Below are 18,964 nucleotides of genomic sequence, written 5' to 3' on the forward strand. Positions count from 1 at the left end.
CAGACTGGGGAATGGAGCAACGAAATGGAACCGCTAAAAGAGTGGATTTGCGATGAATGCGGGACTGTTGTCACGGTCGACGAAGGAACAGTCCTATGGAATCGGGATCATCCGGGAGACGGGCAGGTTCCGGTCTTCCACACAGACTTCATCATCGTTCACAACAAGTGCGACAAGAACGAGCCGACAAGGCTCCAGAGTCTTCACCTCGCTGAGCTCGTGGGTCCCAAGGGGTTGATGCGACTGACGGAAATGCTGTCAGGTGGACCCTTCCAGCAGGGCATGACTTATCTTCCGGACCCGGACTATAAGTCCTATGTGGACCTTTTCCGGCGCCTCCACGTTCCCTACTACGAAGAGGCCCGTCGGTTCTTCTTTGGGACGCAGACGGCAGACAAGTGGTTCAACCAGGGCCAGCGGATGGTTCTGGACTCCCAGGACTGGCAGGACTTCATTGTCGAGGCGAAGAAAGAGATACATCCGGCGATTGCGAGTGGTCTGCTTTAGGGGGTCTAGAGCTTCTATTTCTTCTGGCGGCCAGGAACGGGAATGTCCTGGCTCCAAGTGACTCCGTTGCTTAGACGCATGCCCTCCATGTCGAGGGTCATGCCGCGCGTTTTCCTCGGATCAAACTTCTCGAGTTTTCGCGGGACGAAGACGGTGTCCATAGTCGGTTTTTTGGCGAGGTCCCAGTCGGCGATGATGATATCGGATTTCTTCATCCGGACAATGAGGCGATTAACGTCATAGCGCAAATCGCGACTTATTTTCAGGTTCCAGTTACCCAACGCACGTGCAGCAAGCTCTTGCGCGGTCTTGCCTCCGTGCACTGTTCCACGATCGGTGCCGTCGCTTAGTGCTTCGGGTCTCATGGTGACGATCGCTGTATTTCTCAGCGAAGAATAGGTGACAACGCCGTCCCTACGGGGAACGTACGGCACCAGGTAGCGGCTGCTCTTCGTGGCGGCGCGATTGGTGGATGAGATTGTTGTTGCCTGCTCTCCACCCACCTGCCCCAGTTCGTCATCCGCGTCGAGGAAAACCGTCTTACCTGCACTGACTGCGATGTGGATGGCGATTGCTTCGGCCATGCGGGCATCTTCCACACTGCTGAACTGGAGTGGAGTCTGCGAAATTACGGTGTCGTGGGCTTTGATGAGTCTTTGGGCGTCGGAGTTGTGGTGCCCATGAATGCGAGTCGTCGATTCCCCGATGCCGATGTAGATCTTGGTGGTGTTGCTGTTTTCTGCAATGTAAAGGTATGCCCCGACTTTGGTCATGCTGTTTGTCCCCCTGATGCGAGTACTGCTGCCAATGCTGCCTTTGGTTGGGCGACTATAACGTCTACGGGAAGAAATGAGGAACAAAACGGCAGTCTTTCTGCTTGTTATTTCCGCATTGAGGTTTCCTGCGGGCCAATTCATTCAACAGGCGGCGGTTGTAGCGTGGCGGCTATGAACGAAGACGTGCCCCGGCTCTGCGCCTGCCTGTGTCTCTGGCATTGGCCAAGGCTGTGGAATCGGTGCCTGCCGAAGGCGCGCTGCCTGGCGGCTGCCTGTATGAACCGAAGTGGGACGGCTATCGTTTGTGCGCCCTGGCAGGGGCTGACGGGGTTTCCTTGTGTCGTGCCAAGGCAAGGACCTAACGCGATACTTTAGGGATCTTCGTCGGCCTTCGAGGCCTAGGTTCCTCCCGGGTGTGTGCTGGACGGGGAGGCTGTGATCTGGACTAATGACCGGCTGGACTTTGATGCTTTGCAGCGCCGTCTGGTGACTTCAAAAAGTGCGCTGCCCGCCTTAGTGCGGCAACACCCGGCGTCGTTCGCTGCGTTTGATCTGCTGGCCGTTGCCGGGCACGACATCAGGGACGCGCCCCTGGCACAGCGGCGGGAGCTGCTGGAGCACTTGGCGGCCGACTGGGAGCCTCCGCTGAACCTCTCGCCCGTGACCAGGGACCGCGCCCAGGCGCTGCGATGGTTTGAGGAACTTCACCACGCAGGGCTGGAAGGGTTGGTCTGCAAGGCGGCAGCGCAAAAATATGAAGGTGGCGTTAGGCAGTGGTGGAAGGTCAAATATCGTGAGGTCGCAGATGTGGTGTGCGCTGCCGTAGTCGGCCCGATAAACCGGCCTTGGTACGTCGTGGTCGGTTTGCCGGTCAAGGGCCGGCTACGGATTGTTGGCAGGTCCACGCCCCTGACGGCGAAGGCGGCACGGGAACTGGCCGCGCACCTGCGGCCGCCGCAAGGCGCTCATCCATGGCCGGAAGTCATCACGGAGACGATGCTGAACAGGTTCAGCAAGGACAAAGGTCCGGTGACACTAACGCGGGTTGAACCACTGGTCGTGGAAATCTCCGCTGATATTGCCTGGACGGGGAATGCCTTCCGTCATGCTGTCCGGTATCTGCGGCCACGGCCCGAGCTGGCAGTGGAGAATGTGCAGCTGCCTGGCAGGTAGGTTCGCGGGCCCAGCGGCCCGTCTACGGCTGATCTTTTGCGGCCGGCGGCGCCACGGCTGACAGGCCGGACTTCGACGTCCCGCAACGGCGTCTGGTGGCCACCGGCTCAGGGTTCACCAAACCATTCACGTGCATACTCTATGAATGGACGGGGCCGCCGTGGACGCACGGTCGATGGTGAGGATTCAAATCCGACCGCATCGTATGGGCCCCGTCCACCTTGCATTACTTGGCAGTCAGCTGTCCGTGCGAATGACGGTGAGCTTTTGGCCGTCCTTCAGAAGCACATTTAGCTTCTCGCGGGCTTCAAAGCCACTTCGCGCAGCAAGACCGTCGATTCCTTGCCGACATCCGGAACCCAGCTACGAACGATGGTGAGAACACCCGCCAGGCAGTATTCGCCTAGATCTGCCGGCACCAGTACGGATTCGCCGCGTTGAATTGTTTGGCGGTTTTTGTCGGCGCCCCATTCGATCACGCCGGCTCCGTCCACGCACGTTAGCGTGTGGAATGACTGGCCACGGGTTTCGAGCGTCATCCTTCCGTCAACAGAGAGCTCCGAGATGCCCATGGTCGGTGCGAGGCAGAGCACCCGTTCTCTACCTCCCTCACGGCTGATGATGAGTCCGCGTCTGGGCTCCGCATGCGCTTCGAGATCCATGTTGGCGAAGGTCTCCTCAAAGTCGAGGCCGCGATCGCGTCCGTAGTCGAATACGCGGTAAGTGGTGTTGCTGTTTTCGCAAATCTCGATCAGCGTTACCCCCTTGCAGATGGCGTGAATCGTTCCGGCGGGGATGTAGATGCAGTCGCCCGCCCTAACCTTGCGCTTGACAAGGTGATCCCGCACAGAGCCGCTGTGGACGGCGGCCCTGAATTCTTGGTCGGAAATGCCGCTGACACCGGCGTAGACAAATGCATCGTCTTCTGCGTCCAGGACGTACCAGGCTTCGTCCTTGCCAAAGCACTGGCCGACGGCCGTGGCGAACGCGGCGGTCGGGTGCACCTGTACTGAAAGGTGCTCACGCGAACTCACATGCCGCACCATGAGCGGAAATAGCTGGCTTTCTGGTACAGAGCCCAGCAGGGCACGGCCGCGCCGCTGAACGACTTCGTCGAGTCCGAGTCCGGCGAGAGCGCCGTTGGCTACTACGCTGATTCCTTCCGGCTGGGCCGAAACATCCCATGTCTCGCCGATTTGCCCATCGGGTAGTGGTCCTTTGAAGCGCTCCAGAGTCCGACCGCCCCAAGGTTTTTCTATGTAGATGGTGTTGAAGCGGAGCGGGTATGTCTCAGTTGGTTCCATGGAGGCCGGCAACCTTTCTCAGTTCGATGATCCGCTCTTCGTAGTGATCTGTACCCACGCCGAACAGCGACGATGATCCGAGCACAAGAGATTTGGCACCGCTCGCTACGACGTCTGGGATGGTGGTGGTGTTTATGCTTCCGTCGACTTGAATTGTGACGTCGTGGAGTCCGAGCTCCTCAAGCATGGTCCTTGCTTCTGCGACTCGTTCGTTCGAGCGCGTGAGAAAGGCCTGGCCCGCGAACCCGGGGTCGACCGTCATGATCTGCAGCAGATCGACGAGGTGCATCACGTCTTTGACTGAAGTGACGGGAGTTGCGGGATTGAGCGAGAGGCCGACGCGGATCCCGCGCTTCTTGATCGAATGGAGCAGCCGGCTGAGGTGGCGGGTTGATTCGGCGTGGACCGTAATGATCGCCACGCCGTAATCCGCGAGCGTTTCGACGTAATCCTCGGGCTTACTGACCATAAGGTGCACTTCTATTGGCACCGTGCTCAATTTTGAGAGCGCTTCAATTTGATACAGGCCAAGGGTGATGTTGGGGACGAAGACGCCATCCATGACATCGCAGTGGAACATGTCGATCCCTGCGCCGACCAGGGCATCGACTTCGTGGCCGAGGTGCATTGGGTCGGCGCACATCATTGAGGCGTTCATCAGTACGTTGCCGGCTATTGCAGTCACTTCGTCTCCTTGCTTCGTGCCAGTCGATCGATAAGAACGGCGGTGATGATGATGGCGCCTTGGACGACCATCTGCCAGTAGGAAGACACGTTAAGGAGCGTGAGTCCGTTGTTGAGTACACCGATGATGAGCACGCCGATGATGGTGCCGCTGATCTTGCCGCGCCCTCCGGAGAGACTGCTTCCGCCAAGGATCACGGCGGCGATTACATCGAGCTCGAATCCGTCGCCGGCGAACGGTTGTCCTGATCCGAGACGGGCCGCCAGGATCACGCCGGCGAGCCCGGCGAGGAGACCTACCAGTGCGTAGACGGAGATCTGCATCCGGTCGACCTTTAGTCCGGTCCAGCGGCTCGCCTTTTCATTGCCGCCGACCGCGTATACGTACTTACCGAACTTCGTCTTATTGAGCAGAAATGCCCCGGCCGCGACGATGATGATCATGATGATTATCGGGACGGCAATCCCACCCACGTTTCCCGTGCCCAGGAAGGTGAATGACTTGTCCGACGCCGTGACTGGTTTTCCTCCGGTGACGATAAAGGCGAAGCCTCTGATCGCGCCCATCGAGGCGAGCGTTACGATAAAGCCGGTTATCCGTCCCTTCGCGGTCAGGATGCCGTTGAAGAGCCCCAACGCCATCCCGGCTCCGACACCCGCCAGCAGTGCGAGCACGGGCGATCCGGTGGAGGCGAAGACCGTGGTTGCCAGGACGCCGGAAAATGCGAGGTTCGCGCCGACGGAGAGGTCGATTCCGCCGCTGATGATGACAAAGGTCATTCCGACCGCCACAATCGCTGTGACCGACACCTGCCGTGCGATATTTAAGAGGTTCTCGGGGGTGAAGAAATACTCCGTCGAGAACGAGAAAACTACACACAGGATGACGAGGGCCAGGATAAGTCCGTATTGTCTAAGCCGGTCGAAGCTCATAAGATCTCGCGCCGAGAAAAATCTCGGCGGTTCTGGTGCCGAGAGCGTGCTCAGCGGCTTGCTGGCCGTATTGGTCATGCGACTTCTCCCATCGCTGCGGACAGAAGGGCATGTCTGTCCAGCTTTGTAGTGATTGCGTCGAGGGTCACAGAGCCCTCACGCATTACGATTACGCGGTCGCTGATCATAAGAACCTCTTCGATTTCCGATGAGATGACGAGCACGCCGGCACCCTCTGATGCGAGTGTGCGAATGAGCGCATAGATGTCCTCCTTTGCTCCGACGTCGACGCCTCTGGTCGGTTCGTCAAGGATGAGTACGGAGGGTTTCAGGGCTAGCCACTTGGCCAGTACCACCTTTTGCTGATTGCCGCCGCTCAGGGTACCGACCGGCTGTTGCCAGCTCCGGGCCACAATCCCGAGGCTCTTGGAGAAGATGTTCCAAATATTCCTCGTACGCTTCGTCGTCCATGAAATGAAGGCGGTATTACGGAGTGCGGCAAGCTCCATGTTCTGGCTGATGGGAAGATCCAGGACAAGACCGCAGTCCTTGCGGTCTTCGGGCACCAGGGCAAGTCCGGCAGCTATTGCCTTATCAGGTGTGGTTTTATGAAGCCTGCGGCCGTTGACCTCGACCACGCCCTCTCTGGGTTTGTCGATCCCAAAGACTGCGCGGGCCACCTCCGTGCGCCCGGCGCCAACCAGCCCGAACATCCCGACGATTTCGCCGCTGCGGACATTCAAAGAGACGTTTCTAAGGAGCTCATCGCTGGATAGGTCCGTCACGTTGAGGACGGTGTCCCCGAAAAGCTTGGGTTCGTCGGGAGTGTTCGCATACTCTTCTGACAGTGTGCGTCCGATCATCATCCGGATCAGCGTGGAACGGCTGGTGTCCGAGGTCTTAAGAGTGTCGACGTAACGCCCGTCCCGCATCACCGTGATGCGGTCGCTCATGCTGAAGATTTCCTCCATGCGGTGGGATACATAAACGATTCCGATGCCGGCGGCCCGGAGCGAATGCAGGACCTCAAAAAGCTTCTGGGCTTCGCTGTCGGTCAAGCTCGTCGTGGGTTCGTCGAGAATCAGTATCTGCGCTTGGCGGGAAAGGCACTTGGCGATTTCGACCAGCTGTTTTTCTGCTGTGCTTAGGGAGCCAACGACCCTGCTTGGTTCGATGTCGGCGCCGATTACCGCCAGGGCCGCCCTTGCGTCGGAGAGCGATGTCCTCTTGTCGATAACCTGGCCGGCCCACTTCATGGGCTCATCTCCAAGGCTGATGTTGTCAGCTACCGTCAGGTTCTCGGAGAGAATCAATTCCTGGTGCACGATCGCGATGCCGAGCCTCGTGGCATGTTTTGGGTCCTCGATGTCAGTGTCGACGAGCCGACCCTGTTCATCGGCCAAGGCGATTCCGCCCGAGTCCTTCCGGTACACTCCGGTGAGGATTTTGAGCAGTGTCGATTTACCCGCTCCGTTTGCCCCCATCAGCGCGTGGATTTCGCCTCGATTGACCTCAAGTTGTCCGTTCTGGAGAACTGAGGCTCCCGAGAAGCTCTTGGTGATGTTAGTCGCCAAAAGGAGTGTCTGCATTAGTCCTCCTCGAAGCGCCGGCGGCAGCATGCTGACGTGTCCTGGGTGTGTTTGGCCTGGAAGGTCATTTTGCGTAGGCCGCTTCACGGTCGATGAATTTCTGCACGTTTTCCTTGGTGACCAGGTCGATGGGCACGTTCACCTTTTTCTCGACCGTCTTGCCAGCCAGTTGCGCGACGGCCTGTTCCACCGCTGTCTTTCCCATCTGGTACGGATCCTGGGCGATCGCAGCCTTGACCTGCGTGCCCTTGCCAATGGCTTCGAGAAGATCAGGTGTTGCGTCAACGCCCACAATGTAGACACCCGTCTTTCCCTGCGCGTCCGCCGCACCAAGCGCACCCAAGGCACCGGATTCATTCACGCCGAAAATAGCGTCCAGTCCCGGATTGCTCTGAAGGATGTTCTCAGCGGAATCGAGCGCGGCGGCGCGATCAGTGGCGCCTCCGGAGGTGGCAACTACCTTGATGCCCGGCGCCTTCTGGAGTTCTTCCATGAAGCCCTGCTGGCGATCGCGGGTCGATGTGATCGTCGGCCATCCAAGGACAGCCACGCTGCCCTTGCCGTTGAGTTTTTCAATGATGTTCGTGGCGGCCATGCGCCCGATTTGAGTGTTGTCCGAGGCGACAAATGAGGACACGTCGGCGCCCACAACGTTGACGTCGACCGTGAAGACCGGCACGCCGGCAGTGGTGGCCTGGACCACGGTGGTGGCGAGCGCTTCGGAGTCGATCGGGTTTACGAGTATGGCGTCAACATGCTGCTGGAGGTTGTTCTCGATGTTGGCGACCTGGGTTTCCAGTTTGGAGTCGGCGCTCGAGGTGCTCAGATCAACTCCGAGTTCCTTTGCTGCGTCCTCCGCTCCCTTTTTCATGGCGATAAAGAAGGGGTGCTCATTCTGGCCGAATGAGAACGCTATACGGGGCTTGTCAGTTTCTGCGGCTTTACCGGATGAACATGCTGTGGTCAAAGCCAGAAGGGAAATGGTCAGTCCGGCGATGATGGTCTTCTTGATGTGCACGGGACTCTCCTTTGAGTCGTAAGTGGGTGTTACCAGTTGTTTTCGTCGTTGGGCAGCCGGCCGCTCGCCTTGGCGTGGCGGGGGGCGATTGCGATTTTGCCCATGACGGCGTAGTGATCCGCGTGGCTGGCGGCCGGGATGTTGTTCGCGATGCTGTTCAGCGCTGCGAATCCAAGGGCAGCAAACTTGACTGCTTCCTTGAACTGCGGCGGGATGCCGTATTTATCGCTCGTCACAAGTTTCAATTTCCCGGGCAACCTGTCCGCGATTGCTGCCATGAGGGTGGGGTTGAAGACTCCACCGCCGCTGGCTACGATTTCAGACATTCGGTCCAGATCGGGCACGTTGTCCTGCAGGCTCTTCGCGATTGCTTCCGCGGTGAATACGCAGAACGTTGACATGATGTCTGCCTTCGCGACATGCGAATACTTCTTGAGGATTGAGTCACCGTAAGTCGATGAAAAGTCGTTCCGCCACGCTGAGCGGGGCAGCTTGCGGCAGAAGAACGGGTGCTGCATGAGCTCGGCCAGCATCTCCTCGTGCACTGTCCCGGATGCGGATAGTTCTCCATCCTTGTCGTATCCGACGCCGAAGAGTTCGCGGCAGGCGTGGTCAAGGAGAACATTGCCGGGGCCAGTGTCGAAGGCGATCATCTTCGATCGGTCGTATTCGACGTACTGGATGTTGGCGATGCCTCCGATGTTCAGGGTGAGCGCTGGCGCGTGCTCCTTGAACATCACCCAGTCTAGGTATTGCATCATCGGAGCCCCGTTACCGCCGAAGGCGTGGTCGGCCTGGCGAAAGTGCGTGACGGTCGAGATGTTGGTGTGCGCCGCGATGACGTTGGATTCGCCGAGCTGGTAGCAGATCGGGTATGGGCCGTCGAACCAACGGGAAACGAGGTCTGATTTCTCGTGGGCGCTGAGCCGGCCGATGCGAGCATGGTCGGGCTGCTCCTGGTAGATGGTTTGGCCGTCCACGCCAATCCCCAGAACCTCGCTCGGGGACAGATTTAGCTTGTCCATCAGTGTCCTGGCGGCATTCGCGAACACCGCCCCTGCCACGTAATTCAGTCGGCCGAGTCCTTCCATATCCACTTTGTTTGCGAAAACGTCGAGCATGACCTTCTCGACTTCTTCAGGCCACTGGATGGAGAGCCCGTCGAGGAATCTTGGGGGAGTCGGCTGCCCATCTGCGCCGATTTCTATCTCAACCAGAACGGCGTCGATCCCGTCGAGGGAGGTCCCGCTGTTGAGTCCGATCATTTTTGCCATTGTGTTCGTCTTTCTCTCTGCGTCACGCGTCCCCGGGTGATCCGGGTCACGCTAAACGTTTAGTTTTTTTGGTGGAGTGATGTTTTATTCGTTGAGTTTTTTCGCTACTTCGAGCAGCCGCAGGATTCGCGGATGATCAACCGGGACGGGGGCAAGCCCATGCTCGGAGTGCCGCCGGCCTCCACGCCGTTGGCCCGGTTGATTTCGTAGAGCATGCGGTTGCCCGCAAGACGACCCATCGTCTCGATCCCCTGGTCGACCAGGGTAATGGCCGGCGTCAGGAGTTCTGCCCATGCGAAGGCGTCATAACCAATGAGCGCCACATCCGCAGGCACTCGCAACCTAGCCTTGCGCAGAGCACGCATTGCCCCCGTTAGGAGTGGCTCGTTGCCAACAAAAATGGCACGAGGCGGTGTCGCAACCGAGCCCAGATATCTCTCGACCGCGGCCTGGGCATCATCTATGTCGTTATGCCCTTCAATAACTGTCAGGCGCGCACCGGTCGCACGAGCGGCCCGTCTGATGCCCTTCTCTCGGGTGATACGCGTTGGCCACGTCGTGGGGTGCCCAACGAATAACCAGTCCATGTAACCGTGTTCAAAGAAGTGCATGCCGACGGCGAAGCTCACGTCCTCCCCGTCCGCGAAGACCGCCGGAATTTCCGGGTGGTCCGCAGGCGCATTGCTGTCGACAAACACAACAGGAAGGCCCCAGTCCGACAAGCGACGCATTTGGGCGCTAATCGGCTGGTAGGTCAGCGCCACTCCGGCCACACGCTGTTCCAAGAGGTTCTCGAGGAACCTGGACTCGCGCTCCTCGCTATAGTGTCCATGGTCGGTCGCATCAGAGACAATGCAATGAAAGCCCTGAGGAATGACAACTTCTTCAAAGGCATTGACCAGAGCAGAATAGAAAGGGTTGGAGTTATTGGCCGTAAGGAAGCCGATAGCACTGCTGGATTTCTGCTTAAGAGTCTGTGCAAGCCGGTTGGGAACGTAGCCTACATCGGCGGCAGCTTCGCGAACGAAGAGCCGGGTCTTTTCCGAGACTCCCGGCAGATCTGCCAGCGCCCGCGAGACGGTGTACGTGGAAAACCCCGTGGCGACGCTGACATCCTTCAGGGTGGGACGTCCGTTCGGTGCCTTCATTGCCACGTTCTCCTAAACGATTAGGTTTCCAAGTGTTATGACACTAACCGGAGGCCTGCCGAGCTGTCAGTCACCCAGCAAAAGTCTGCACCTTTTGACGCTGATGACGATGGACTGCACACCGAAGTTGCACTTTTTGATGCTGCCGGCATCGACGAGTGGACGGGAACGAGTGCCTCCGATCATGCCGGGAGGGGACGGATTCGATGTCCCCGCTTACGTTCAGCAGACCTTTGACGTTCCCGTACTCGTCGATAACGATGTCAACATTATGGCCCTCGGCGAGCGGGCTAAACGCTGGCCCAATGAGGACAACATGATCTTCCTTAAAGTCGCCACCGGCATCGGCTCGGGCGTTATTAGTGGAGGAATCTTGCAGCGAGGCGCGGCAGGAGTCGCAGGAGACGTCAGTCACATTGCCGTTTCCAAGGCGGCAGGAATTCAATGTCGCTGTGGCAAGACTGCCTGCCTGAAGGCCATCGCAGGCGCTCCGGCCGTCGCCGCCCAGCTCCGCGAAAACGGACTCGAAGCAACCACCGCAAACGACGTCGTTTCACTCGTCCGTTCCGGCGATTTGGCTGCTATTCAAGCCGTCCGGCAGGCTGGCCGCGACATCGGAGAAATGCTCAACATGTGTGTGAGCCTCATCAACCCTTCCCTGATTGTCGTCGGCGGATCGCTTGCACTATCCGGAGAACATCTGATCGCCGGAATCCGTGAAACCGTCTATTCACGCTCAACGCCGTTGTCGACCCAGCACCTGAATATCACCCAATCCGAAACCGGCCCGGAAGCTGGAGTCGTGGGGGCCAGCATCTTGGCCATCGAACATGCCCTCGCCCCTGAACGACTCAATGACCGTGCAACCACGCTGCATCCCGGCGGACACCTAAAAACCGATCTGCAGAATGTGGAACGCGTCGCCCAAGCATCCCAGCCTTCACTCCGTGACCCCGTGGCCAGTTACTTGCACCGCGCATTTCTTTGGCCACCTTTCCAACTATGATGTGGACGACGCGCGCGCCATGGCTAATGGCTCCTCGTGTGGAGCGGAGCATATCGCACGAGCCCGCGCCCTATCCAACGGCATGCTCACCCAAGCCAAGGCGGCGACAAAACCGGTCGTATTGGGGCGCCGGGACTGAACCATCAACGCACCAAATAAAGATGTATACAGGTAAAATACGCCTAACGGCTGTGGTTTCTGGCCAGCCTTGCGTGCGCGCAACCGCTGCCTCAAGACGTCGTGGCCATTCAAGGGGAGCGCCATGAAGCTTCACGCTGGTGAAAAAGGAGGATGGCATGCCTCAATCTGCTACCGAGAACAGCGGTCAGCTGCGACGATATGCAGTTCCGGAGGGGCTCAGTCCCGAACAAAGGTTCGAACATTGGCGAACGTGGTACGGCAGCGCTGTCGAAACTCCGATGCGGTTGGAAAGGTCGGCACATGCTGTTCGCCTGCCTTTCACTCCTTCGGCCATTAGTCTTGCCGGGCCAGGTTTCAGCCTCATAGAAATGGTCAACGCCCCGGCTTTGGGCTCGTGGGCGCCGAATCCTGACACTAGGGATCTGCGCCTGGCCTACTTCAGGAAGGCGCCGGCCTTAACCCTCGCTCTCAACGGCGTGCCCGAGCCAGTGTCACCGGGCACTGTCAGGTTCATCGATACTTCGCTGGGCGGCAGCTTTGATGCGCCCGAGGGCTTTCACGCCTTGCAGATCAACATCGACCGCAGCAGCCTAGGTGTGAGCGAGGCCGCGCTAGGCTTCCTGCTTCGCCTGCCTGACGTCGCAAAGCATCCAATTGTGGGCACTTTCGTGATTCCTGCTCTGTTGAGTTGGAAGCGGCCGGGCATCGACCGGGAGGTGTCGGGAACCGCCGACATCCTCAGATCCGTGATGGCGACTCTGGTGGGCTCCCTGCTCGAAACGCCGGTCGACGATGAGGCGAAGAAACCAGCCCTAAGTCGGGCGGTGAAGAAGTACCTTGAGGCCAGCTATGACAACCCCGATCTGGACGTGGCAATGGTCGCCGAAAGGTTCAATCTCTCCCGTCGCTCTCTGTTCTACTTTTTCGAGAATGAAGAACTCCACTTGGGTGAGCGTATACGCGCTTTGAGAACGCGCAGAGCGCTGGAGCTCCTCCTGCAGGCCGACGCCCAAAGGATCACCTACTCAGAAATTGCGGCGTCGTGCGGATTTAACAACGTGCAAAGCATGCGTCGTGCGGTGAAAGAGTTTACCGGGATGAATGTGAGGGAGATCCACCGATCCGAGACCGGAGTTCGTGTTGCGCTCCAACAGCTGCGGGAGTCGCTGATCCCCTAGCGCCTGATCGAGTTGGCGGAGGGCGCTAAAGAACTCCCTCGCCATCGCCTCAAACGAATCATTTCTCCGGCTGGACCAAAACCTTCACCCACCCACGCCTTGCGCCGCGATCGTTGACCGCCTCACGTCAAATGAGTGCGAAGAAACGATAGTGAAGTTGGCCTTGTCAATGCTGCCTTCGGGTGGTCCGTTGATGAGCCATTTTCCTGACATTGCCGGCCACAAAACGGTCAAGGACGAGACGACTATTCAGTGTGCAGCGTCAGGGACGTGTCCTGTGGCGGCTGCCGGCCGATGCTCAGCTGCATCTCGCCCTCTGCATCATGCTGCACGGCCACGCCCCAGGCGTTCCTGCTGGTCCAGAAGTTGGCAATACCGTCAACGTCCGGAATCTGCAACTGTTCTTTGTCTTCTGACATGAGCCACATCAGTCCGTTCGGGAACGCAGCTGTGACCGTGAAGTCTCTGCTCATGCAGCTGGCTCGATCAGCTCGGGCCCGTTGTTCCGGACGCTGTTTACCCTCGCACTGACGATCCGCGGAGTCAGGGTCGGCTCAGGCAGGGAGCCCAGCAGATGCTGAATGTCGTTCTTGTCGGTCAGGTCCGGGTCCAGCCACTCAGCGAACCGGTCCCCGGGGATGATGACTGGCGACCTGTCATGGACGTGTCCCAGGGCGTCCTGGGTGGTCGTGGTGAGCACCGTGCAGCTGAGCAGCCACCGTGCCGGATCATCCTCGGGCAGCGACGGGTCAGCCCACCATTCATAGAGGCCGGCGAAGCCGAGTAAAGGCTCTTTCTCCGAGTACAGGTAGTTGGGGATCTTCTTGCCGTCCTCAGTCTTCTGCCACTCGAAATAACCGTCGGCTGGGAGGATTCCGCGTCTTTTCACTGCCGCCTTGCGGAACGACGGCTTCTCCAGGATGGTCTCGCTGCGGGCGTTGATCAGTTTGGAGCCGATCTTGAGGTCCTTGGCCCAGGACGGCACCAGGCCCCAGCGGGCCACAAGCAGATGTCGCTCGATGCTGCCCTCGTCTAATCGCTCCGCCACGATGGGGACATTCTGCGTCGGTGCGACGTTCCAGCTTGGCGGGGGAGGGGTGCCTTCCACCTCCTTGGCGTCGAAGTAGCTCAGAAGGTCACCGGTGGCCTTGGACATCACATATCTGCCGCACATGAGGCCATTCTGCCTGACTCGGCGCATCGGGGTTGAGTTTAGCCAAGCTCAGTGGCGGGCCAGGACTTTGTGCTGGATCGCGACACCAATACCAGCATTGGAGCCGGCGCAAGCGTGCTCGTCATTTCCGATCCTTGCCGGTGACCAGAAGTTCCTCGTTGGCGCCGACCGCCGCGTGCAACGCGGCCGGTGTCGGTCAGAATGTGGGCGACTGGCAGAGCTGCGACGCGTGCGCCGCCCTGCTCGAACGCGGTGATTGGGACGGCCTCACCCGACGCGCTTGCGCTGCTGCCCAGGAACGTGGCCAGACCGACGGACTGGACTGGGATGTGTTTGTGGACAAGTATCGTCAGCTCCGTGGACACGTCATCGGCCGCGTCGGCCTTCACTGAAGATAGGGTTCAGGACATGTCAGACCGTCCCGCAGCCCCACCGGGCCAAATATTGCCACCGAAAGGGACACATGAAAATTGGCCTGGTTACAGCACTCTGCGCATTGGTCTTGGCACCAGCTTTGATCTCCTGCGTGCCACGTACCGACCAGAGCGAAACGCTGAGGGAGGTCAAGCCGATGATCAGCTCCGCCGTGGATGAAATCCAGGCAATGTTTCCAGTAGCATCCGTCCAGACCTCGGATAGCCCCGATGAGCTATCCAGCTGTTCGCGTCCCAAGGACAACAGCCATGACGGGGAGTGGAAGTCCAGTGATATGCGGTGGATCGAGCTCAGCGGCGACGTGGACCAGACTCAACTTCTGGATGACATCCTCAAGCACATGACAGCCGAGGGATGGAAGCCTGGCGATAACCACTTCACCAACGGTGTTGATCGACTCGAACTGGCACATACGGACGGCGGATATGTCTTCCTGTCCTTTGACGAGAGTTCACCAAACACCCTGGAAATACACTCCACGTCTGACTGCTATTACCTCCCCGACTACAGTTATAAATCGGAGTTTCAGTAATGGCTGGACTCAGCGGCCGTGAACCGGTGCGGGCCATCACTGAGCGGAGGCTGGTTCGACTAACTGCTCGTCAGGTCAGGCGAACAGGTAGGAGAGCTTCTCGTTGTAGATAAACCTGATCTCATCAGGTGCATCGAAATCGAGGTCGCCAGAGACGACGATGCAGTCTTCCTCATCTTCTTTGCTGAACACGCCAGGCATCGCGGCCTTGTTTGCACCCGCAGCAGTCAGGAACCGAAGAAAGTGCTGCTTGCCGTCCAACGTCAAGCCCAGATCCACTTTGCGACCCGTCCCCTTCTCACGAAGGAGAGCGCTCAGCTGGCCCTGCTCGTTCTTGTACTCTTCGATGTAGCACTTTGTGCTCTTGGTCTGGCTCATGCTCGTCTCCCATCTATGGTCGATTGTTCGACCTTATCCTGAGCGTTCCGGACATCTGAGGCGACCGATGACTGGGGGAGTAGGAACACCATGGAACAGAAACTCTGCAAGAAATGCAGCAGCGAACTCCCTGAAGATCACAAAGGTGCACGTTGTGAAGAGTGCACGGCGGCAAGAATTCGCAGGATTAAGAAAGTTGGATTAGTCGGCGGTGCAGCATTGTTTGCGGCAGTGGCTGTTTTTTCGATCGCTCGTACTGAATCCGACGAGGACAGTGAAAACGACGAAAACACTGAAAACAATGAATTGTCTCGATCTGATAGCAGCAGGGCCGCTGAAATGGGAATTTCTCTTACGGATTACCTCATACTGAGCGAGGGCATAGAGGATGGAAAGCTTTCGATCTCGTGGGCCAATTACAACCTTGACGCCATAAAAGACGGGCTATTGTCGGCGCGTGAGGTCGTCAACTCTGGGAGTCCCGACGATGACGACTGATCATGCAACCCGGACGCCGACAGCCCGTCACGTTGTCACGGCCTGAGCAGTAGCCAAAGGTCAAGGCCTGCCCTGGCGGCCGCGATTACCAGGGCAGCGGCGGAGATCCACACGCCGGCGATCTGCCAGCTGTTGGCACGCGGTCGTGGCTCTTCGCTCAATGGTTCTCCTGCCTTCTACTCCGTGTGGGAGAACCATCGTAGAGGCGGCTGCCGACTGCCGGAGGAGTGGGAGCAAGCCCTGGTATCGCTTCTGCACAGGACGTACACAGGCGCCGGACCGGCGGGGCAACCAGCTGTGGATCCAGGGCAGTCAGCCGTCCACAGAAATCTCACGGCGCGTCGACTCACCCGGGCGTGCCGTCACTAAGCAGACGCCGCGTCCCTTTCTTTCGCCTCCGCTCTGGCTCTTATCTCCTCTGCCTCCTTGCGCTTCCCGACGAGCAGTTCGATCAACTGCTCGTCAGTGATCCAGTTATGCATGGCCTTGCGCCTGCGGCTGCGCCACATGCCGCCAGGGACCTTCTCGTAGATCAGTGCGAAGCCCACCCGGACACGGGTGCCCACCGGCAGGTGCCTCAAGTCGCTCATGTTTCCTCCACCTTTGTCGCCTCGACCTCGCGGCCGGTCAGGTAGGCCGGGCTGTCGCTCATGGTCGTGGCTTCATTCTTCTCCTTGGCCCACATCTCGGACAGTGCAGGACGGTGGCCGGCTGACGACCGGGTCAGCGAGCCCTCGGGATATTAAATGAAGAAGCCGGAAAGCACCATACTTTCCGGCTTCTTATTTCTTGTCCCGCGAAGGCTTACATCAGAAGCGCAATCACCGTCAAGCGAAAATAGGCCGAATCTGAGGTTTTTTGAAGAATTCTCAACACGCTCCAAATCCACACCATAATGTCACTTATGGTGTGGGAAGGTGGAGTGTGGACCTCGCTTATAACACCGTGATTGCCGGAAACGCCGAAAGACACGCCCAAATAATTGCGGCGTGGCAATTGGCTCAGGTTTCGCGGCACACGCTGGCTGCTTATACCCGAAATCTGCGCGACTACTGTTTGTGGTTGGACAGCCACAACCTCGATCTGTTCACGGTGCGCCGGGTGCACGTGGACGGGTACCGGCACACGCTGGCCGGAGCACCTTCCACGGTGGCCAGGACACTGGCCGCGTTGTCGAGCTTCTACCGGTACGCGATGACAGAGGACGTCACCCACCTCAATCCGGTGCAGACGGTCACCCGCCCGAAAGTGGACACGGACCACAGCCCGACGCAGGGACTTACACGGGACCAGGCAAAGGCGATGCTGCGGGTGGCCAAGGTGGATGGCTTGCGCTCCAATGCCCTGATTAACGTTCTGCTGTTCACCGGCGTCCGGATCAGCGAAGCCCTGAATGCCACGACAGCCAGTTATGGCCACGACGCAGGCCACCGGACGCTGAGCATCCAGCGCAAGGGCGGCAAGACGGCCAAGGTGGCGGTTCCGGCTCCTGCGGTCGAAGCGCTGAACCTTTACCTGGGCATGTCCGGGGCTGATGTGGTTCCTATCTTGGGGCCCGGTGCGGAGCCTGCCGCTCTTCACCACCAGAACAGGTAGAGCCTGGAATCGCTCAGAGGCACTCCGCACGGTTCAACGGCTGGCCCGCAAAGCCGGTGTTGACGGTCAGATCAGTCCGCACAGTCTGCGCCACACCTTTGCCACGAGCGCTCTGGACAACGGGGTAGCTCTCCACGATCTGCAGGACAGCCTGGGACATGCGGATCCGCGGACCACGAGACGCTATGACAGATCACGGCACAAGCTGGCGAAGTCGGCCGGCTACGACGTCGCACGGGCACTGGCGTGAAGCCCGAACCATATCTTTAGTCACGCTCGTTCGACGCAGCGGATCAACTGCGGGCCTCCCGAGCGACGCGCCCGGCGCCCGCGGCACGCCGATGACTTTCCTGTGGACGGGCGAGAGCTGCTTATCCACAGTCCTGCCTGGCGGTTCCGCGGAAGGTGTGGAACGGCTGTGCATGCGGCCCCCGGGACCGCCCGCGCGGCCGGGCGCGTCGTCCCTCCTGCCGCCTAGGATGGTTCCCCCACCAAGGCAGGGAAGACGGGAGGATTATGGCGGAACCTAGACCAAGGGCAGGCTCGTGGCAGATCGCAGGTGTCTGGATCGCCGCGGCGGCGCTGCTGCTGGCGGCCGCACGCTCGGCCGTGGACCTGTGGCTGCTACTCGCGTCCTAGGACAGGAGCCAGTGGAAGTTTATAGAGAACTGTCCCAGCGGCTTCGCGATGATGTAGGTCTTCCCGCGCTCCTTCGCGGTGAACCAGACCGAGGAGCCGTCCGGAAGAAAATCAGAAACGTGCGCGCCGGCTCCCGTGGTGGCTCCAACCACACAGCTCGCGGTGAAATCCCCGAAATGGGCTACGGGCCAGTGGCTCTTATCTGGCTTCCCAAGCCTCTCGGTGATGCATTCTCCCCTTGAGCGGGAGGCCCAGTATGGAGACTGGATGTACTGTGTCGCGGATTTGGCCACGACCGACCCGTTCCACACCTTGAAATCAGCCAGGAACAGGTCCGGGGCGATATTCGGCACGTAGTCCAGACGAATGGTGACCACAGATCCGGGTTGGATATGGCCAATGGAAGGGATGTTCGTCGCCGGCGGATCTGCTGTGGCGGGGTTGTTGGAAATCGTTTCCCAGAAGCCGTGCCAGTCCATGAAATCACCCTTCAGGCACCAGCCGATCAGCCCCACCTGCGTCAAGGGGTGCCACGCATCTGTGTCACTGTCCATGCCTATCCAGATGCCAACGTGTTCTTCAGCTTTGGTTCTATCGCAGGCAAGAGCCGGGACGGTGAACCGCATTGTGACGTCGGTGACAGGGTTTGTTTTGGCCCTGTTGGCTGAGGCGGCGTCCGGCGCGCCGGCAGGGCCGGCCCAACCAGCGTCGGGGAGTGCCGCATTCGCATTCGTCGCGGGGAAAGCAAGCAGTGCGCAAACGAGGAGAACGACTGACTTCCATGAGCGAAAAGTACGCGCCGGAGGCCGCGTGTTCTGGTACTTCATAATGGTCCTCACCGAGCCGGGTGATGTCGCTGGAGGCCATGATCCACGTGTGGACCAGCCGGTGCCCGTGGCCGGCGCTAGGAGGCCGTCGGGTGCTTGAGAGGCCATCATCGTGGCAGTGCCTCAAGCGTGGTGTCAAGGTGGATTCACTAAC

The 18,964-nt window shown here is 59.2% G+C and carries 23 protein-coding genes and 1 pseudogene; 10 read left to right on the plus strand and 14 right to left on the minus strand.

Annotation, left to right across the window (positions count from 1 at the left end; translation table 11 throughout):
• Positions 1–24: 24 nt before the first annotated feature.
• A complete protein-coding gene (locus AB0N24_RS04200) occupies positions 25–507 on the plus strand; it encodes a hypothetical protein (protein WP_364120856.1) in 483 nt (160 codons plus the stop codon).
• A gap of 14 nt (positions 508–521) precedes the next feature.
• Here AB0N24_RS04200 and AB0N24_RS04205 read toward each other — a convergent pair whose 3' ends face one another.
• Positions 522–1,280 (minus strand): hypothetical protein, encoded by a 759-nt coding sequence (locus AB0N24_RS04205; RefSeq protein WP_364120859.1) that lies wholly within the window; start codon positions 1,278–1,280, stop codon positions 522–524.
• Between the two features lie 438 nt (positions 1,281–1,718).
• Between AB0N24_RS04205 and AB0N24_RS04210 the strand changes: the two genes are divergently transcribed.
• Positions 1,719–2,456, plus strand: a complete 738-nt coding sequence (locus AB0N24_RS04210; protein ID WP_364120862.1) for an ATP-dependent DNA ligase — start codon at positions 1,719–1,721, stop codon at positions 2,454–2,456.
• A 290-nt stretch (positions 2,457–2,746) separates the two neighbouring features.
• Here AB0N24_RS04210 and AB0N24_RS04215 read toward each other — a convergent pair whose 3' ends face one another.
• The 7 genes from AB0N24_RS04215 to AB0N24_RS04245 all read right to left on the minus strand — a co-directional run bounded on the left by AB0N24_RS04215 (position 2,747) and on the right by AB0N24_RS04245 (position 10,406).
• Positions 2,747–3,760, minus strand: coding sequence for a type I phosphomannose isomerase catalytic subunit (locus AB0N24_RS04215; RefSeq protein WP_364120865.1), 1,014 nt, complete (start codon positions 3,758–3,760; stop codon positions 2,747–2,749).
• A complete protein-coding gene (gene rpe / locus AB0N24_RS04220) occupies positions 3,747–4,445 on the minus strand; it encodes a ribulose-phosphate 3-epimerase (protein ID WP_364120868.1) in 699 nt (232 codons plus the stop codon). The genes AB0N24_RS04215 and rpe overlap by 14 nt, the downstream gene beginning before the upstream one ends.
• On the minus strand, positions 4,442–5,455 hold the full coding sequence (locus AB0N24_RS04225) for an ABC transporter permease (protein ID WP_364120870.1): 1,014 nt from the start codon (positions 5,453–5,455) through the stop codon (positions 4,442–4,444). Before AB0N24_RS04225 ends, rpe begins: the two co-directional genes overlap by 4 nt.
• Positions 5,452–6,966: a sugar ABC transporter ATP-binding protein gene (locus AB0N24_RS04230; RefSeq protein WP_364120873.1), complete on the minus strand. Its 1,515-nt coding sequence runs from the start codon at positions 6,964–6,966 to the stop codon at positions 5,452–5,454. The genes AB0N24_RS04225 and AB0N24_RS04230 overlap by 4 nt, the downstream gene beginning before the upstream one ends.
• 64 nt (positions 6,967–7,030) lie before the next feature.
• On the minus strand, positions 7,031–7,984 hold the full coding sequence (locus tag AB0N24_RS04235) for a substrate-binding domain-containing protein (protein WP_364120876.1): 954 nt from the start codon (positions 7,982–7,984) through the stop codon (positions 7,031–7,033).
• Positions 7,985–8,013: 29 nt separating this feature from the next.
• Entirely contained in the window at positions 8,014–9,258 is a 1,245-nt protein-coding gene (locus AB0N24_RS04240; RefSeq protein WP_364120879.1) for an anhydro-N-acetylmuramic acid kinase, read from the minus strand.
• A 104-nt stretch (positions 9,259–9,362) separates the two neighbouring features.
• Entirely contained in the window at positions 9,363–10,406 is a 1,044-nt protein-coding gene (locus AB0N24_RS04245) for a LacI family DNA-binding transcriptional regulator (protein WP_364120882.1), read from the minus strand.
• A gap of 154 nt (positions 10,407–10,560) precedes the next feature.
• Between AB0N24_RS04245 and AB0N24_RS04250 the strand changes: the two are divergent.
• A pseudogene (locus AB0N24_RS04250) lies at positions 10,561–11,412 on the plus strand (ROK family protein); the annotation flags it as partial.
• A 296-nt stretch (positions 11,413–11,708) separates the two neighbouring features.
• A complete protein-coding gene (locus tag AB0N24_RS04255; RefSeq protein WP_364120885.1) occupies positions 11,709–12,731 on the plus strand; it encodes a helix-turn-helix domain-containing protein in 1,023 nt (340 codons plus the stop codon).
• Between the two features lie 245 nt (positions 12,732–12,976).
• On the opposite strand, the gene AB0N24_RS04260 is transcribed toward AB0N24_RS04255, so the two are convergent.
• The gene (locus tag AB0N24_RS04260; RefSeq protein WP_364120887.1) at positions 12,977–13,150 is read right to left on the minus strand and encodes a hypothetical protein; all 174 of its coding nucleotides are present in this window, start codon (positions 13,148–13,150) and stop codon (positions 12,977–12,979) included.
• Between the two features lie 50 nt (positions 13,151–13,200).
• Positions 13,201–13,905 (minus strand): SOS response-associated peptidase, encoded by a 705-nt coding sequence (locus AB0N24_RS04265; protein WP_364120890.1) that lies wholly within the window; start codon positions 13,903–13,905, stop codon positions 13,201–13,203.
• A 140-nt stretch (positions 13,906–14,045) separates the two neighbouring features.
• On the opposite strand from AB0N24_RS04265, the gene AB0N24_RS04270 reads away from it, so the two are divergent.
• A complete protein-coding gene (locus tag AB0N24_RS04270; RefSeq protein WP_364120893.1) occupies positions 14,046–14,297 on the plus strand; it encodes a hypothetical protein in 252 nt (83 codons plus the stop codon).
• 71 nt (positions 14,298–14,368) lie between these two features.
• On the plus strand, positions 14,369–14,872 hold the full coding sequence (locus tag AB0N24_RS04275) for a hypothetical protein (RefSeq protein ID WP_364120896.1): 504 nt from the start codon (positions 14,369–14,371) through the stop codon (positions 14,870–14,872).
• A 75-nt stretch (positions 14,873–14,947) separates the two neighbouring features.
• Here the strand turns inward: AB0N24_RS04275 and AB0N24_RS04280 are convergent, their stop codons facing one another.
• Positions 14,948–15,250: a hypothetical protein gene (locus AB0N24_RS04280; RefSeq protein ID WP_364120899.1), complete on the minus strand. Its 303-nt coding sequence runs from the start codon at positions 15,248–15,250 to the stop codon at positions 14,948–14,950.
• A 90-nt stretch (positions 15,251–15,340) separates the two neighbouring features.
• On the opposite strand from AB0N24_RS04280, the gene AB0N24_RS04285 reads away from it, so the two are divergent.
• Complete coding sequence (locus AB0N24_RS04285; protein WP_364120902.1) at positions 15,341–15,748, plus strand: hypothetical protein; 408 nt, start codon at positions 15,341–15,343, stop codon at positions 15,746–15,748.
• 35 nt (positions 15,749–15,783) lie between these two features.
• On the opposite strand, the gene AB0N24_RS04290 is transcribed toward AB0N24_RS04285, so the two are convergent.
• Both AB0N24_RS04290 and AB0N24_RS04295 read right to left on the minus strand, forming a co-directional pair.
• A complete protein-coding gene (locus AB0N24_RS04290) occupies positions 15,784–15,909 on the minus strand; it encodes a hypothetical protein (protein WP_364120905.1) in 126 nt (41 codons plus the stop codon).
• Positions 15,910–16,113: 204 nt separating this feature from the next.
• On the minus strand, positions 16,114–16,338 hold the full coding sequence (locus tag AB0N24_RS04295; RefSeq protein WP_364120907.1) for a hypothetical protein: 225 nt from the start codon (positions 16,336–16,338) through the stop codon (positions 16,114–16,116).
• A gap of 355 nt (positions 16,339–16,693) precedes the next feature.
• On the opposite strand from AB0N24_RS04295, the gene AB0N24_RS04300 reads away from it, so the two are divergent.
• The 3 genes from AB0N24_RS04300 (at position 16,694) to AB0N24_RS04310 (ending at position 17,983) form a co-directional block, all read left to right on the plus strand.
• A complete protein-coding gene (locus AB0N24_RS04300) occupies positions 16,694–17,344 on the plus strand; it encodes a site-specific integrase (RefSeq protein WP_364121625.1) in 651 nt (216 codons plus the stop codon).
• Positions 17,283–17,594 carry a tyrosine-type recombinase/integrase gene (locus tag AB0N24_RS04305; protein ID WP_364120910.1) on the plus strand — a complete coding sequence of 104 codons (312 nt, stop codon included), beginning with the start codon at positions 17,283–17,285 and terminating at the stop codon, positions 17,592–17,594. The genes AB0N24_RS04300 and AB0N24_RS04305 overlap by 62 nt, the downstream gene beginning before the upstream one ends.
• Positions 17,595–17,860: 266 nt before the next feature.
• Entirely contained in the window at positions 17,861–17,983 is a 123-nt protein-coding gene (locus tag AB0N24_RS04310) for a hypothetical protein (protein ID WP_364120913.1), read from the plus strand.
• On the opposite strand, the gene AB0N24_RS04315 is transcribed toward AB0N24_RS04310, so the two are convergent.
• Positions 17,980–18,810 carry a G1 family glutamic endopeptidase gene (locus AB0N24_RS04315; protein ID WP_364120916.1) on the minus strand — a complete coding sequence of 277 codons (831 nt, stop codon included), beginning with the start codon at positions 18,808–18,810 and terminating at the stop codon, positions 17,980–17,982. The two genes, AB0N24_RS04310 and AB0N24_RS04315, sit on opposite strands and share 4 nt — an antisense overlap.
• Between the last annotated feature and the right edge of the window lie 154 nt (positions 18,811–18,964).

This window comes from Arthrobacter sp. NPDC093128, assembly GCF_040683875.1.
Lineage (GTDB): Bacteria > Actinomycetota > Actinomycetes > Actinomycetales > Micrococcaceae > Arthrobacter.

Bases quoted from the DNA above. Each gene is read 5' to 3' on its own strand.
- AB0N24_RS04265 (WP_364120890.1), bottom strand. From the start codon at position 13,905: ATGTGCGGCAGATATGTGATGTCCAAGGCCACCGGTGACCTTCTGAGC.
- AB0N24_RS04275 (WP_364120896.1), top strand. From the start codon at position 14,369: ATGAAAATTGGCCTGGTTACAGCACTCTGCGCATTGGTCTTGGCACCA.
- AB0N24_RS04260 (WP_364120887.1), bottom strand. From the start codon at position 13,150: ATGTCAGAAGACAAAGAACAGTTGCAGATTCCGGACGTTGACGGTATT.
- AB0N24_RS04310 (WP_364120913.1), top strand. From the start codon at position 17,861: ATGGCGGAACCTAGACCAAGGGCAGGCTCGTGGCAGATCGCAGGTGTC.
- AB0N24_RS04225 (WP_364120870.1), bottom strand. From the start codon at position 5,455: ATGACCAATACGGCCAGCAAGCCGCTGAGCACGCTCTCGGCACCAGAA.
- AB0N24_RS04285 (WP_364120902.1), top strand. From the start codon at position 15,341: ATGGAACAGAAACTCTGCAAGAAATGCAGCAGCGAACTCCCTGAAGAT.
- AB0N24_RS04200 (WP_364120856.1), top strand. From the start codon at position 25: ATGGAACCGCTAAAAGAGTGGATTTGCGATGAATGCGGGACTGTTGTC.
- AB0N24_RS04295 (WP_364120907.1), bottom strand. From the start codon at position 16,338: ATGAGCGACTTGAGGCACCTGCCGGTGGGCACCCGTGTCCGGGTGGGC.
- AB0N24_RS04230 (WP_364120873.1), bottom strand. From the start codon at position 6,966: ATGCAGACACTCCTTTTGGCGACTAACATCACCAAGAGCTTCTCGGGA.
- AB0N24_RS04305 (WP_364120910.1), top strand. From the start codon at position 17,283: ATGTGGTTCCTATCTTGGGGCCCGGTGCGGAGCCTGCCGCTCTTCACC.
- AB0N24_RS04215 (WP_364120865.1), bottom strand. From the start codon at position 3,760: ATGGAACCAACTGAGACATACCCGCTCCGCTTCAACACCATCTACATA.
- AB0N24_RS04245 (WP_364120882.1), bottom strand. From the start codon at position 10,406: ATGAAGGCACCGAACGGACGTCCCACCCTGAAGGATGTCAGCGTCGCC.
- AB0N24_RS04315 (WP_364120916.1), bottom strand. From the start codon at position 18,810: ATGAAGTACCAGAACACGCGGCCTCCGGCGCGTACTTTTCGCTCATGG.
- AB0N24_RS04240 (WP_364120879.1), bottom strand. From the start codon at position 9,258: ATGGCAAAAATGATCGGACTCAACAGCGGGACCTCCCTCGACGGGATC.
- AB0N24_RS04255 (WP_364120885.1), top strand. From the start codon at position 11,709: ATGCCTCAATCTGCTACCGAGAACAGCGGTCAGCTGCGACGATATGCA.
- AB0N24_RS04205 (WP_364120859.1), bottom strand. From the start codon at position 1,280: ATGACCAAAGTCGGGGCATACCTTTACATTGCAGAAAACAGCAACACC.
- AB0N24_RS04280 (WP_364120899.1), bottom strand. From the start codon at position 15,250: ATGAGCCAGACCAAGAGCACAAAGTGCTACATCGAAGAGTACAAGAAC.